The organism is Mycobacterium sp. NPDC003449, from assembly GCF_053588415.1.
In genome coordinates this window covers 1-14,198 of the sequence record NZ_JBSFPX010000191.1, presented here as the reverse complement: position 1 = coordinate 14,198, position 14,198 = coordinate 1, and the positions used below count along the sequence as shown (strand labels likewise).

14 protein-coding genes are annotated in these 14,198 nt (G+C 68.9%); 5 read left to right on the top strand and 9 right to left on the bottom strand.

Translation table 11 applies throughout. From position 1 onward, the window contains the following. Nucleotides 1-55: 55 nt before the first annotated feature. Nucleotides 56-898: a glycine betaine ABC transporter substrate-binding protein gene (locus tag ACWDTP_RS32015; RefSeq protein ID WP_450027237.1), complete on the bottom strand. Its 843-nt coding sequence runs from the start codon at nt 896-898 to the stop codon at nt 56-58. Nucleotides 899-905: 7 nt separating this feature from the next. After that, nucleotides 906-2,111 (bottom strand): NAD(P)-dependent malic enzyme, encoded by a 1,206-nt coding sequence (locus ACWDTP_RS32010; protein ID WP_450027236.1) that lies wholly within the window; start codon nt 2,109-2,111, stop codon nt 906-908. Between the two features lie 129 nt (nt 2,112-2,240). Here ACWDTP_RS32010 and corA point away from each other — a divergent pair, with 129 nt between their 5' ends. After that, complete coding sequence (gene corA / locus ACWDTP_RS32005; protein WP_450027235.1) at nt 2,241-3,347, top strand: magnesium/cobalt transporter CorA; 1,107 nt, start codon at nt 2,241-2,243, stop codon at nt 3,345-3,347. Here corA and ACWDTP_RS32000 read toward each other — a convergent pair. The 6 genes from ACWDTP_RS32000 to ACWDTP_RS31975 all read right to left on the bottom strand — a co-directional run bounded on the left by ACWDTP_RS32000 (nt 3,344) and on the right by ACWDTP_RS31975 (nt 9,027). After that, a complete protein-coding gene (locus ACWDTP_RS32000) occupies nt 3,344-3,940 on the bottom strand; it encodes a suppressor of fused domain protein (protein ID WP_450027234.1) in 597 nt (198 codons plus the stop codon). The two genes, corA and ACWDTP_RS32000, sit on opposite strands and share 4 nt — an antisense overlap. Further along, nucleotides 3,937-5,202, bottom strand: coding sequence for an ABC transporter ATP-binding protein (locus tag ACWDTP_RS31995; protein WP_450027233.1), 1,266 nt, complete (start codon nt 5,200-5,202; stop codon nt 3,937-3,939). The genes ACWDTP_RS32000 and ACWDTP_RS31995 overlap by 4 nt, the downstream gene beginning before the upstream one ends. Before the next feature lie 4 nt (nt 5,203-5,206). Then, nucleotides 5,207-6,031: a carbohydrate ABC transporter permease gene (locus tag ACWDTP_RS31990; RefSeq protein WP_450027239.1), complete on the bottom strand. Its 825-nt coding sequence runs from the start codon at nt 6,029-6,031 to the stop codon at nt 5,207-5,209. Nucleotides 6,032-6,039: 8 nt separating this feature from the next. Beyond that, nucleotides 6,040-6,966, bottom strand: a complete 927-nt coding sequence (locus tag ACWDTP_RS31985; RefSeq protein WP_450027232.1) for a carbohydrate ABC transporter permease — start codon at nt 6,964-6,966, stop codon at nt 6,040-6,042. Then, nucleotides 6,963-8,360 carry an ABC transporter substrate-binding protein gene (locus ACWDTP_RS31980; RefSeq protein WP_450027231.1) on the bottom strand — a complete coding sequence of 466 codons (1,398 nt, stop codon included), beginning with the start codon at nt 8,358-8,360 and terminating at the stop codon, nt 6,963-6,965. Before ACWDTP_RS31980 ends, ACWDTP_RS31985 begins: the two co-directional genes overlap by 4 nt. A 154-nt stretch (nt 8,361-8,514) precedes the next feature. Beyond that, nucleotides 8,515-9,027: a general stress protein gene (locus ACWDTP_RS31975; RefSeq protein WP_450027230.1), complete on the bottom strand. Its 513-nt coding sequence runs from the start codon at nt 9,025-9,027 to the stop codon at nt 8,515-8,517. A 127-nt stretch (nt 9,028-9,154) separates the two neighbouring features. On the opposite strand from ACWDTP_RS31975, the gene ACWDTP_RS31970 reads away from it, so the two are divergent. Beyond that, the gene (locus ACWDTP_RS31970; RefSeq protein WP_450027229.1) at nt 9,155-9,793 is read left to right on the top strand and encodes a DUF4190 domain-containing protein; all 639 of its coding nucleotides are present in this window, start codon (nt 9,155-9,157) and stop codon (nt 9,791-9,793) included. Nucleotides 9,794-9,824: 31 nt separating this feature from the next. Here the strand turns inward: ACWDTP_RS31970 and ACWDTP_RS31965 are convergent, their stop codons facing one another. After that, entirely contained in the window at nt 9,825-10,781 is a 957-nt protein-coding gene (locus ACWDTP_RS31965) for an HpcH/HpaI aldolase/citrate lyase family protein (protein ID WP_450027228.1), read from the bottom strand. Between the two features lie 25 nt (nt 10,782-10,806). Between ACWDTP_RS31965 and ACWDTP_RS31960 the strand changes: the two genes are divergently transcribed. The 3 genes from ACWDTP_RS31960 to ACWDTP_RS31950 all read left to right on the top strand — a co-directional run. After that, the gene (locus ACWDTP_RS31960) at nt 10,807-12,093 is read left to right on the top strand and encodes a magnesium transporter MgtE N-terminal domain-containing protein (RefSeq protein ID WP_450027227.1); all 1,287 of its coding nucleotides are present in this window, start codon (nt 10,807-10,809) and stop codon (nt 12,091-12,093) included. A 61-nt stretch (nt 12,094-12,154) separates the two neighbouring features. Next, the gene (locus tag ACWDTP_RS31955; RefSeq protein ID WP_450027226.1) at nt 12,155-12,745 is read left to right on the top strand and encodes a DUF1003 domain-containing protein; all 591 of its coding nucleotides are present in this window, start codon (nt 12,155-12,157) and stop codon (nt 12,743-12,745) included. Nucleotides 12,746-12,947: 202 nt separating this feature from the next. Continuing rightward, on the top strand, nt 12,948-14,198 hold a 1,251-nt coding region (locus tag ACWDTP_RS31950; RefSeq protein ID WP_450027238.1), incomplete at its 3' end, for a lytic transglycosylase domain-containing protein.

The following is a 14,198-nucleotide window of genomic DNA, read 5'->3' as shown; positions in this document are numbered from 1 at the left end:
GTTTTCCGGCGTGGCGGGCAACAGACGCGCACGCTCGCGGTGAAAAGGTGAGCGGTCAGTGGCCGAGGGGGTTGGCCTGCAGGAACTCGTCGGCCACCGCGGCCGGGTCGGCGCCATCGGCGACCTGGCGCCGCATATCGGCGAGGGCGCCGGTGTCGAGCACACCGGCGATCTCGTTGAGCGCCAGGATCTGCCGCTCGTCGAGTTCGTTGCGCCGGTACAGCGGTACCAGGTTCTCGGCCCGGATCAGGGCCGTCTCATCGGCCAGCACCACCAGATCCGATGGGATCGCCGGATCGGCCGTGCTCGACCACGCCGCGTTCACCGTGCCGGCCCGCAACGCCGCGAACAGGCTGGCGTCGTCGGGGAATTCGAGCGCCTTCGCCACCTCGCATGAGCCGATCGCCGCGGGCACCCGCACACCCGCGACCGCGCCGGGGCGCACCGCCGCGCAGTGCCGGCGCAGCGCTCCCAGATCCGATCCGCCCCAGTCCGATGCGATCGCATCGGTCACCACGACCGCCGGTTTGTCCTGCGCCGACATCGTGTAGTCACCGGCCGCGACCCCTTCCGGCAGCGACGACACCAGATCGCGATACACCTGCTCGTCGGCGCGGGCCGGCGCCCCCGGCGCGAACATGCGCAGCAGCCGGCCGGTGAAGCCGGGCAGCACCGTGACCGACCGGGAATCCAGCGCCCCCAACGGCTCCTCGGTCTCGGCGACCACGGCCGGGGTGCCGTAATACCGCAACGCGGAGGCATAGAGGTGGCCGATCACGGCCGACTCCGGATCCGGGCCCGCCCCGACCGCCATCGGCGGCGGACCCTGCTGGCCCGCGCAACCGGCGATCAGCAGCGCGAGCAGCGCCGGCGCCACACCCCGGTGCACCGGGCGCATATCCGATTCAGCCCTCGGATGCCGCCGCCGCCACCGCGGCGGCCACGGCCGGGCCCACCCGCGGATCCAAAGCGCTCGGCACGATGTGGTCGACGGCCAGATCGTCCCCGACCACCGAGAAGATCGCCTCGGCGGCAGCGACTTTCATTCCCTCGGTGATCCGCCGGGCGCGAGCGTCCAGCGCCCCGCGGAACACGCCCGGGAAGGCCAGCACATTGTTGATCTGGTTGGGGAAATCGCTGCGCCCGGTCGCGACGACCGACGCGTATTTGCGGGCCGCATCCGGGTGGATCTCCGGATCGGGGTTCGACAACGCGAAGACGATGCCGCCGGGGGCCATGGTGGCGATGAGCTCCTCGGGCACCACACCCGCCGACACCCCGATGAAGACGTCGGCACCCTCGAGCGCCTCGGCGACCCCGCCGCTCACGCCACGCGGATTGGTCCGGCCGGCCAGATCGGCCTTGACGTCGTTGAGGTTGTCCCGGTCGCCGTGCACCACGCCGCGGGAATCGAGCACCACGATGTCGTTGACGCCCTTGTTCAGCAGGATGTTGGCGCAGGCCACGCCCGCGGCCCCGGCCCCGGAGATGACCACGCGCAACGTGTGGATGTCGCGGTCGAGCACCCGGGTGGCACCCAGCAGCGCGGCGAGCACCACGATCGCGGTGCCGTGCTGGTCGTCGTGCATGACCGGGCAGTCCAGTGCCTCGATGACGCGGCGCTCGATCTCGAAGCAGCGCGGCGCCGAGATGTCCTCGAGGTTCACCGCGCCGAACGTCGGACGCAGCCGGATCAGGGTTTCGACGATCTCGTCCGGATCATTGGTGTCGAGCACGATCGGGATGGAATTCAGCCCGCCGAACGTCTTGAACAGCGCGCTCTTGCCCTCCATCACCGGCAGCGATGCGGCCGCGCCGATGTCACCGAGACCGAGCACCGCGCTGCCGTCGCTGACCACCGCGACCAGGCGGTTGGCCCAGGTGTACTTGGCGGCCAACGTGTGGTCGGCGGCGATGGCGCGGCTGACCTGGGCGACCCCTGGGGTGTAGGCGATCGACAACGCCCGTTGGGTGTCCAGTGGGTCCTTCAGTTCGACCGAGAGTTTCCCGCCCTCGTGGGCGTCGAAGATCTCGGCGTCATCGACGACGACTTGCGGGGTCTGCGCCTCTGAAGAGCGCTCGCGCGAGGATGCGACAGTACTTTCCGACACGGCGTCAGGGTACTTCAAGGCTCCGGCTCACAGGGGCCGGTTCCCCCTTCGTGAGGGTTCGGAAACGGACCGTGCGCGTACCATTCGAGTGGCCCGGTCCGTGCTGTGCACAGTCGAGGGAGGTCAGCCATGCCGTCATTTCGTGCACTGCCGCCGTCACTGCTCCGCCCCAACCCGCGCACCAGGGCCACCACCACCGATGCCGCGGCCATCCACGTCCCGGTGGCCCGCGCGATGGTCGACTGCGGTGTCTACTGCGACGGCACCCGCCTGCCCGGCAAGTACACCCACGCCGCCGCCATCGCCAAGGTCCACGAACTGGAACGCGAGGACCGGCGCGCCTTCGTCTGGATCGGCCTGCACGAACCCGACGAGTTTCAGATGCAGGCCGTGGCCGATGTATTCGGGCTGCACGAACTCGCCGTCGAGGACGCGGTGCACGCCCATCAGCGCCCGAAGCTGGAACGCTACGACAAGACCCTGTTCCTGGTGCTCAAGACGGTCAACTACGTCGAACACGAGTCGGTGGCCAACGCCCGCGAGATCGTCGAGACCGGGGAGATCATGATCTTCGTCGGCCCGGATTTCGTCGTGACGGTCCGCCACGGCGAGCACGGCGGACTGGCCGGGGTCCGCAAGCGGCTGGAGGCCTCACCGGCGGTCCTCAAACTCGGCCCGTTCGCGGTCATGCACGCCATCGCCGACCATGTGGTGGACAGCTACCTCGATGTCACCGACCTGATCGAGACCGATATCGACTCGATGGAGGAGGACATCTTCTCCCCGGCCAGCAACACCAACATCGAGTGCATTTACCTGCTCAAGCGGGAGGTGGTCGACCTGCGACGGGCTGTCGCCCCGCTGACGCTGGCGTTGTCACGGCTGCTGTCCGACCACAACGACGTCATCTCGGTCGAGGTGCGCAGGTACATGCGCGACGTCCACGACCACAACGTGCAGGCCTCGGAACGGATCACCAGCTACGACGAGATGCTCAGCTCGCTGGTGCAGGCCGCGCTCGGCAAGGTCGCGATGCAGCAGAACACGGACATGCGCAAGATCTCGGCCTGGGTGGCGATCGCCGCGGTCCCCACCGCGATGGCGGGCATCTACGGGATGAACTTCGACAATATGCCCGAATTGCATTGGGCCTGGGGCTATCCCGCGGTGCTGCTGGTGATGGCGACGGTGTGCTTCCTGCTGTACCGCACGTTCCGGCGCAACAACTGGCTCTAAGACGGCTCGGCGGCCCTACGGGCCGGGTTCAGCACGTCGACCCCGTCGGCCCGCCAGGCCTCGCGCATCGCGTCGGCGCCCTTGAGCCGCACCCAGGCCGCCTCGGTCGCGGTGATCGGGATGGCCGACAGCACCGCCACCGCCGACAGCGGCTCGGGCAGGGCAACCTCACCGATGTCGCCGGCACCCAACAGGAACGCGCTGAACGGCGCGGTGTCGAACAGTTGGGTCTCCAGGTCGACGAGCGCATCCGGCTCCAGGATCAGGCCCTCGACGGCGGGCGCGGCGGCCAGCACCGCCAGCGACCGGGCCAGCCCGGCCGGGGTCGGTCCGCGCAGCGAAAGCGCCACCTCGGCCCGAGGGCCGTGGATCGGGTCGGAGACCAGTTCCGTCGGGTCGAACATCGGGTGGCGCGAACAACCCAGCGTCACATAGTGATAGACATCGCCGCCCGGTTCGGGCCCGTACCGCAGCACATCGATGCGTTCGGTACCGAGGAACGTGACGTTGGCGCCGACCGGGTCACCGGTGATACCGGCCGCGCCGAAATACTCGTCCAGCCGGTCGCGTACGGCAGCCAGGACGTCGATCACTCTTGATCGGGTTCGGGGGCCGGTTCGGCCGGTCTGGCCCCCGCGGGTTCGGCTTCGGCGGCCTGCGGCTCGGCCGCCGCCGTCTCCAGCTCCCGGGTCAGGTTCAGGCCCGACCCGGCATCGAAGATCACCAGTTTGGAGGTGTCGAAGGCGAGCTCGATCTGGCCGCCCGTGGTGACCGGCGATTCGGCGGACACCCGCGCCACGAACTCGTTGACCCCGGCACCCGAGTCGGCGACCAGTTCGGCCAGCTGCGCCGACTGCGCACCGGCCCCCTCGGTGGTGAAGTGCACGTACTTGTCGGCCCCGAGTGACTCCACGATGTCGGCCCGGACCGGGAAGCTCAGGGCCCGGATCCTGGCGTAGCCGTCCAGCAGCGACACATCCTCCAGATGTTCGGGACGGACGCCGACGATGATGTTGTCCGGTTTGGGCTGGCGGTCCAGCAGGTCGTGCACCTTGGGCGCCAGCGTGACCTCACCGAACGGCAGCCGGACCCCCACATCGGTGAAGGTCGCCGGGAAGAAGTTCATCGCGGGCGATCCGATGAACCCGGCCACGAACAGGTTGGCCGGGTTGTTGTAGAGCTCGTCGGGTGTACCGATCTGCTGGACCTCGCCGGCCAGCAGCACCACCACCCGGTCCCCCAGCGTCATGGCCTCGGTCTGGTCGTGGGTGACATAGACGGTGGTGGTGCCGAGCCGGTCCTGCAGCCTGGCGATCTCGGCGCGCATCTGCACCCGCAGCTTGGCATCCAGGTTCGACAACGGCTCATCCATCAGGAATGCCTTGGGGCTGCGCACGATTGCCCGCCCCATCGCCACCCGTTGCCGCTGCCCACCCGACAGCTGAGCCGGCTTACGGTCCAGGAGTTCGCTCAGGTCAAGGATTTTCGCGGTCTCCTCGACCTTGGTGTTGATCTCGTCCTTCTTGAGCTTGGCCAGCGTCAGCGGGAACGCGATGTTCTGGCGCACCGTCATGTGCGGGTACAGCGCATAGGACTGGAACACCATGGCGATGTCGCGGTCCTTGGGCGCCTTGTCGTTGACCCGTTCACCGCCGATGCGCAACTCGCCCGAGGAGATGTCCTCGAGGCCGGCGATCATGTTCAGCGTGGTGGATTTACCGCATCCGGACGGACCCACCAGGATGATGAACTCGCCGTCGGCGATCGTCATCGAGAACTCCTTGACGGCAGCCCTGACACCGCCTGCGCCGTCGGGGTAACTCTTGGTCACCCGGTCCAACACAATCTCGGCCATCCAACTACCCCTTTACCGCACCGGATGTCAGCCCAGCGACGATCCGTCGCTGGAATATCAGAACAAAGATAATGATCGGGATGGTGATGACCATCGCGCCGGCCGCGATCGATCCGGTCGGCTCCTCGAATTGCGAACTACCGGTGAAGTTCGCGATCGCCACCGGAGCGGTGATGGCCCGCTGGGTCGCGGTCAGCGACAGCGCCAGCAGCAGGTCGTTCCAGGCGAAGATGAACACCAGGATGGCTGCGGTGACGATGCCCGGTGCGGCCAGCGGCGCGATCACCCTGCGGAACGCCTGTGCCGGGGTGGCCCCGTCCATCTTGGCGGCCTTCTCCAGATCCCACGGGATCTCCCGGAAGAACGCCGAGAGCGTGTAGATGGCCAGCGGCAGCGCGAACGTGATGTAGGGGATGATCAGGCCGGGCCAGGTGTCGAACAGCCCGATCGTCCGCTCGATGTTGAAAAGCGGTGTCACCAGCGAAATCTGCGGGAACATCGCGATCAGCAGGGCGACACCGACCAGCAGGCGTTTGCCGGGGAAGGTCAGCCGGGCCACCGCGTAGGCCGCCATGCCGCCGATCGTCACCGCGATCACCGTGGTGATCACCCCGATGCCGATCGAGTTGACCAACGCCGAGCTGAAGGCGCCGCCGGAGAAGATGGCCCGATAGTTCTCCAGGGTGAACTCGGACGGAATCAGCTTGCCGTCCTTGACACTTGATGTGGGCTTGAGCGACAGGCTCAGGATCCACAGCACCGGAACCAGCGCATAGACCACCACCAGGACGTTGACGATCGTCCACCAGGTCGCGCGCCGGGCGCCCACCCCTTGGGTCATGAGCGCCCCTCCGCCTCAGATCCCGGCGCCGCGGCACCGAAAATCTTGATGTAGATGAACGCGATGACCGCCACCGACAGGAAGATCAGCACGCTGATCGCCGATCCCAGACCGACATTGAACGCCTTGAACAGGTTGTCGTAGCCCAGGATCGACACCGAGCCGGTGTCGTTGGCGCCGCCGGTCAGCACGTAGATGTTGTCGAAGATCCGGAACGCGTCCAGGGTCCGGAACAACAGGGCCACCAGGATCGCCGGTTTGATGAGCGGCAGAATGACTTTCACCAGACGCTTCCAGGAGCCCGCCCCGTCGACCTGCGCGGCGTTCAGCAGATCCTGCGGCACCAGGGCCAGGCCGGCCAACAGCAGCAGCGCCATGAACGGCGTGGTTTTCCACACCTCGGCGAGGATCACGATGCCCAGCGACGGTAACTGGTCGGTCAACGGCGCGCTGCCCTCGGGCAGCAGGTTGGCCAGGTACCCGGTGCCGGGCGTCCAGGCGTAGTACCAACTGTAGGACGCCGCGACGGTCACGATGCCGTACGGGATCAGCACCGCGGTGCGCACCACGCCCTTACCGAAAATGGTGCGGTGCATGACCAGTGCCAGCGCCATGCCGAGGACGAACTCGACGGCCACCGAGATGACGGTGATCGCCAGGGTCACCGCGAAGGCCGTCCACCAGTACCGGTCGGTGAGCACGGTCAGATAGTTCGCGAATCCGACGAACGCGGTGTCACCGGGCTCGGCGAGGTTGTAGCGCTGCAGGCTGAGCCACACCGCGTACCCGATCGGATACGCGGTCACCGCGAGCATCAGAATGACCGCGGGGGCGACGAGCGCGAACGCCAGCCGGCGTTCGGACTTGCGGTTGTCGGAGATCGTCGGCTCCTCGCGCGAGCGCTCGTCGGTCAGGGAACTCACGGGATCAGCCCCTTACCGTCGATGGCCTTCTGCACCGCATCGGCGAGTTCGTCGGCGGTGTGCTCCGGGTCGATCGCCGAGATCGGCGCCAGCGTCGCCGACATCCGGGTCGACACCGCCTGATACACCGGGGTGGCCGGACGCACCGCGGCGTTGGTCAACTGGTCGCGGATGATCTCGTACTGCGGATACTTTGCCTGGAACGCCGGATCGTCGTACAACGATTCGCGCACCGCGGGCAGTCCGCCCTCGATCGAGGTGTACCGCTGGTTCTCGACGTCGCGCAGACACCGGATCGCCTCGAACGCCTCGGCCTTGTGCTGCGTGGTGCTGGCCACCGCCAGATTCAGGCCGCCGAGGGTCACCCGGGCCGGGTCATCGGGTCGCACGCCCGGGAACGGGGCGAAGCCGAAGACCTTTTTGCTGGCGTCGTAGGCGATCTGGAACTGCTCATCGGTGGGTGAGAAGGTGCCGACGTCGTTGATGCTGCCCTCCAGGGCCGGGTCGTTCTCCAGCGGCAGGAAGGACACCCCGCCCTTCACCGCGTTCTCCAGCAGCGAGGGCAGCACGAACGGCCAGTTCACCTCGAGCGCGGCTTTGCCCTGCTCGAGTGCCAGCCGCGCGGTGGCCTCATCGGTCTGGGTCACCGAAGGGTCGGCCCCCGGCGCGGTGGCGACCGATTTGATGATCTGCAGCGCCTTCACGGTCGCGGCGCGGTGCTCGGGGGTGTCGGTGAGGGTGACGCGCTGCCCGTCGTCGGAGAGCACCTGCCCGCCCGCACTTTCCAGCAACGTGTTGAACCACACCACCAGACCCTCGTACTGCTTGCCCTGCACGGCGATCCAACTCGGCTCGCCGGTGGCGTGCAGCCGGGTCGCCTCGGCCACCACGTCGTCCCAGGTGCGCGGCGGCTCGTTCATCAGATCGGCGCGGTACCACAGTAATTGGGTGTTGGTCGTGATCGGGGCGGCGTACAGCTTGTCCTGCCAGCGGGCCGTCTCCAGCGGTCCGGACAGGGTGTTCTCGGTCGCATCCGGCTCGGCCTGACCCGCCGGATCGTCCGAAAGCGGCAGCGCCCACCCCGCCTCGGCGAACTCGGCCGTCCAGACCACGTCGAGCGCCATCAGGTCCAGCGACTTGTCGTTACCGGTCAGCCGCCGGGCCAACTGCAGGCGCTGATCGTCGGCCTCCTTGGGCAGGTCGCGCTGCTCGATCCGGAACCGCCCGCCGAGCTGTTCGTTGCACCGCTCGGCCACCGCGGTGAACGTCGCGGACTCGTTGGCCGGCGTGTAGTAGTTGATCACGATTCCGCCGGCCTGCGATCCGCACCCGGACACCACCGAGACCGTCGTCAACGCGGCCATTGCCGCAGCACATAGCCGCCGAGCGCGCACCGCTCTGCCTCCCGTCGAGGTCGGATGTGCGGAAACCTCCCGCGCGCAAACCGTAGAGCCAGATACACGTGATGTGCAACACTTTCGGCACGCGCGCGTCACAATCGTGACCTGCGGCCCGCCCTGGACCGCTCGGCCGGTGCCGGTAACGCGCCTAGATCGTCAAGCGCGCCAGCAGATCCCGCCCCTGTTCGGCGCCCTCCGGATCGCACAGCACGTCATAACGGCCGGCGACCAGCTGCATGGTCGAACTGAAATCTCTTGTGCCGCGTGCCATCGCGTACGGGACCGCGGAGGTGATCAGGCCGAAGAACACGCCCGCCACCAGGCCGGTGAGCAGCGCACTCCACGGACTCGGGCTGAAAAAGCCGAGGATGAGGCCGATGAACAGGCCGAGCCAGGCACCCGACAGCACGCCGCCACCGAGCACCTTCGGCCAGCTCAGCCGCCCGGTGACCCGCTCGACCTGCATCAGGTCGACCCCGACGATCGTCACCTGCTGCACCGGGAACTGCTGGTCGGACAGGTAGTCGACCGCGCGCTGAGCTTCCGCGTACGTCGGGTAGGAACCGATCGGCCATCCCTTGGGTGGCGTCGGCAACGCACCGCGGATCGGAGCGCCCGGCGTGGAACCGCCGGTCTGACCGGGTTGAAATGGGCTCGTCATCGAAATCACTCTCCTCTGTGCCGCATGGTCGGTGCAACCGCTCTCGCTACAGCAACGTCCCGTCCCCACAATTGGTGCCGCAGTCGGGCGACCTGCGGTTGTCGGTGTGTGCGCTAGGTTGATCAGCATGACAAACCCGGACGGAAACGCGGGCGAAACGTCGCGATCCGAGCCCACCGGCGGGCCGTCGGAGCCGTTCTCGACCGGCTATGCGGCGCCTGGGATCGAGCCCTCCTACAATCCGCCGCCGTCACCCCAGCCGCACCCGTCCTACGGTTTCCCGCCGCCGAACTACCCGACACCCCCGGCGCCGCCGAGCTATCAGCCGCCCCCCTCCTATCCGCCGGCGATGGACTATCCGTCGAACATTCCACCCGACTATCCACCGCCGCCCGGTTACGGCGCGCCGCCGCCCGGTTACGGCAATCCGGGCGGCTACGGTGCGCCAGGGTATGGCGGTGGCTTCGGCGCACCCGGATATCCCGGTGTCTACGGTGTGCCCGCGACCAACGCCACCAACAACCTGGCGATCGGTTCCCTGGTCGCCTCGATCCTGTCGCTGCCCCTGTTGTTCATGTGCGCCATCGGGCTGTTCTCCGCCCTGGTCGGGGTCGGCCTCGGCATCACCGCGCTCAATCAGATCAAGCAGAGCGGGCAGGCGGGGCACAGCCTGGCGGTCTCCGGCATCGTCGTCGGCGCGGTCGGCATCGTGCTCAACGGCGGCTGGCTGGCGATATTCGGCGTCGCCCTGCTCTCGGCGTCCTAGCCGAGGCCGCCAATTCTGTTGCCGCCCTGGGCTACCGGTCCGGACGGAACGGCTCGGCGTGCCGTGACATCCCGGCGGCGCGGCCCTTGCCCGCGATCACCAGCGCCATCTTGCGGCTGGCCTCGTCGATCATCTCCTCGCCGAGCATCACCGCACCCCTCGCCCCGCCCGCCCGCGAGGTGTGCCACTCGTAGGCGTCCAGGATCAGTTCGGCGCGGTCGTAATCGGCCTGGCGGGGGCTGAAGATCTCGTTGCCCGCCGTGATCTGGTCGGGGTGCAGCACCCATTTGCCGTCGTAGCCCAGCGCGGCCGAGCGGCCCGCGACCCGGCGGAATCCGTCGACGTCACGCACCTTCACGTACGGCCCGTCGATCGCGTTGATGCCGCGGGCCCGTGCGGCGATCAGGATCCGCATCAGCACGTGGTGGTGGGCATCGCCGATGTCGTAGCCCTCGGGCTGCCCGCCGACCTCGAGGGTGCGCATATTGAGGCTGGCCGCCATGTCACCGGGACCCAGCACCAGCGCCTGCACGCGTGGGCCGGCCGCGATCGCGTCGACGTTGGTCACCCCCATGGCGTCCTCGATCTGCGCCTCGACGCCGATCCGGCCCACCGGCAGCCCTTCGGTGCGCTCCAGCTGGCTCAGCAGCAGGTCCAGCGCTTGGACGTGCGCGACGTCGGTCACCTTGGGCAGCACGATCACATCAAGCGCGGGCCCCGCGGCCGAGACCACCTCGATCACATCGGCGTAGGTCCATGGTGTGGTCCAGTCGTTGACCCGGACCCCGCGCAGCTGGCCGGCCCATCCGTCCTCGGCGAGGGCGGCGGCCACCTGGGTGCGGGCCGCCTCCTTGGCCTCGGGCGCGACCGCGTCCTCGAGGTCGAGGAACACCTGATCGGCGGCCAGGGTCTTGGCCTTCTCGATCATCTTGGTGCTGCTGCCGGGTACCGAGAGACACGTTCTGCGGGGCCGATACACGTTGTCCACGACCACAGTCTCTACCCTTTCACCTATGGCGGCGGTGAACAGGGTGTACGCGGCCCGGCTCTCGGGGATGGTGGTGCTGGGCCCCGACGGTGAATCCATCGGCCGCGTACGCGATGTGGTGATCAGCATCAGCATCATTCGCCAGCAGCCAAGAGTTCTCGGACTTGTCGTCGAATTGCTCACCCGGAGAAGGATTTTCGTCCCCATCCTGCGGGTGACCGCGATCGAACCCGGCTCAGTCACGCTGGCCACCGGCAGCGTGTCGCTGCGCCGGTTCGCCCAGCGGCCCGGTGAGGTCCTGGTGCTTGGCCAGGTGCTGGAGACCCGGGTGCGCGTCGACGATCCCGACCTACCGCAGCTGACCGGAATCGACGTCGTCGTCGTCGATCTCAGCATCGAGCAGACCCGCACCAGGGACTGGGTGGTCGGCCGGGTCGCGGTCCGACCGCAGCGACGGCTGGGGCGGCGCAGCAACATCCACGTCGTCGACTGGCAGAACGTGCAGGGGCTGACCCCGTCGGGGCTGGCGATGCCCGACCAGGGCGTGGCCTCGCTGCTCGAACAGTTCGAAGGCCAGCGCGCCGTCGAGGTCGCCGAGGCGCTGCGCGAGCTGCCGGCCAAACGCCGCTACGAGCTGTTCCGGGCATTCGACGACGAACGCCTTGCCGATGTGCTCCAGGAGTTGCCCGAGGACGAACAGGCCGAGGTGCTGCAGCAGCTCAACACCGAGCGCGCCGCCGACGTTCTGGAGGCGATGGATCCCGACGACGCCGCCGATCTGCTCGGCACCATGACACCCGCCGACGCCGAGGTCCTGCTGGGGCGGATGGATCCCGAGGACTCCGAGGACGTGCGACGGCTGCTGAGCCACTCCCCGGACACCGCGGGCGGCCTGATGACCTCGGAGCCGGTGGTGTTGGCCCCCGACACCACGGTGGCCGAGGCGCTGGCCCGGGTCCGCGACCCGGACCTGACCCCGGCGCTGGCCTCGGCGGCGTTCGTCACGAGGCCGCCGACCGCCACACCGACCGGCCACTACCTGGGCTGCGTGCATTTACAACGCCTGCTGCGCGAACCGCCCGCCGCGCTGGTCAGCGGCATCGTCGACGCCGATCTGCCCACTTTGGGCCCCGAGGACTCGCTGGCCGCGGTGACCCGCTACTTCGCGGCCTACAACTTGGTCTGCGGCCCGGTGGTGGACACCGAGAACCACCTGGTGGGGGCGGTGTCGGTGGACGACGTGCTCGACCATCTGCTGCCCGACGACTGGCGCGAACACGATGAACCCGACCTTCCGGTGGCGGGGTCATGAGCGACGCTTGCGAGCGAATCATCGACGCAGCATGCGGTGACCGAGCCTGCGAGGGGGCCGCATGAGCGAGACGTCGGCGCGTCAGCGGCTGGACACGCCAAGGACCTCTCGCGGCCTCGGGCTGCACGTCGACGTCGAGGCCGTCGGCCAGTTCGGCGAAACGGTCGCGCGGTTCCTCGGCACCGGGCGCTACCTGGCCATTCAGACGATCATCGTGGTGGTCTGGATCGCGCTGAACCTCTTCGCGATCAGCCTGCAGTGGGATCCGTACCCGTTCATCCTGCTCAACCTGGCGTTCTCGACCCAGGCCGCGTATGCGGCCCCGTTGATCCTGCTGGCCCAGAACCGCCAGGAGAACCGGGACCGCGTCTCCCTCGAGGAGGATCGCAGGCGCGCCGAGCAGACCAAGGCCGACACCGAGTACCTGGCGCGCGAACTCGCCTCGCTGCGACTGGCCGTCGGCGAGGTCGCCACCCGCGACTACCTGCGCCGCGAACTGGAGGAGCTGCGCGAGCTGATCGGCAGTCTGCAGCAACCGACGACCGGCCCCGAGCGAGTCAAGTCCGGCAAACGTGACGGCGGCGAGCGGCGGGCCAAACGCAGTGGCTCAAGCCCCGCTCCACCATTGTCGCAACAGGAGAACTCGGACTAGGTATGGTGACTTGGTTCACAGCACGTTGTGGCTCGGCCGAGGCGAATCTGAGGATGGTTAAGTGCGCGTAGGGGGAGGAGCGGCTTTCCTGGCTGCTCGGCGCCGTGCGGGGCACCTGCGTGTCCCCGGCTTCCCGCCCGCCGACCCCCTCGGCGGCTTTCTCCCGGACCCGCACGCGCGCGGCGCGCTCTCGGCCGCCCGGATGCCCGCCATCTCCGGGCCCACCCGGCGCGGAGCGTTCGGGGTCGCCGTGCTCACGCCGGTGATCCTGGCCGGAGCCGTCGGCGCCTCGTCGCCGCCCCACCCCGGACCGTCGAACACCCCGTTCACCCCGCTGGCCGCGGTCGAACCCCAGCGGGACCGCCTTGGTCCCTCGGTGGTCGCGGCCGCCAAAGTCCCCACCGTGTTCCGGATCGCGGCCAACGCGGTATCGGCTCCCCCGCCCGCGATCGTGGTGAATACGCCTGGCGCCCTGGGCATCCCGGGCATGGCCCTGAACGCCTACCGTAATGCCGAGCGGAAGATGGCTGCGGCCTACCCGGGCTGCGGGGTCAGCTGGAACCTGTTGGCCGGCATCGGCCGGATCGAATCCATGCACGCCAACGGCGGCGCCACGGACGCCAGCGGCACACCCGTGAACCCGATCTACGGGCCGGCCCTGGACGGCACGCTGCCGGGCAACGAGATCATCGTGCAGAGCGCCCAGGCCGGGCGGATGAGCTACGCACGCGCCATGGGCCCGATGCAGTTCCTGCCGGGCACGTGGGCCCGCTACGCCTCCGACGGGGACGGCGACGGCAGGGCCGATGTGCAGAACCTGTTCGACGCGACCCTGGCCGCCGCCCGGTATCTGTGCAGCGGCGGGCTCAACCTGCGCGACCAGTCCCAGGTGATGGCGGCGATCCTGCGATACAACAACTCCGTCGCCTACGCCCGCAACGTGCTCGGGTGGGCGGCCGCCTATGCGACGGGTGTGGTACCGGTCGATCTGCCCCCGATCACGGGTTCCATCCCGCCGATCGGCGATGCGCACCTCGACAACCCGGAAGGCCTCGGTCCCGGGCTGCCCGCCGACGCCACCGGCCTGCCGGCCGGCGATCCGCTGGCGCTGATCCCCCTGCTCAACCGCAACGACACCGGCCAGCTGCCCAGCGCCAACGTCCCGGGCTTCGCCCCCGGCCAGGTCCTGGGGCCGTTGCCGGGGCCCGCGCAGGCCGCGCCGCCACCGACACCCGCCGCTCCCCCGCCGTGGGTGCCCCCGTGGGAGCAGCCCCGCCAGCCCGCCTGCGTGGTCTTCTGCCTGAACGAACAGGCCCCGCCCGCGGCACCACCACCCGGGCCCGGACCCGTGCCGGGCCAGCCGGCAGCCGGACCTCCCGTCGTCGGCGCACCGCAGGCCCCCGCCGAGGCGCCGGTGCCCCCGGCCGCCGGTCCGGTGCCACCGGCACCGGAC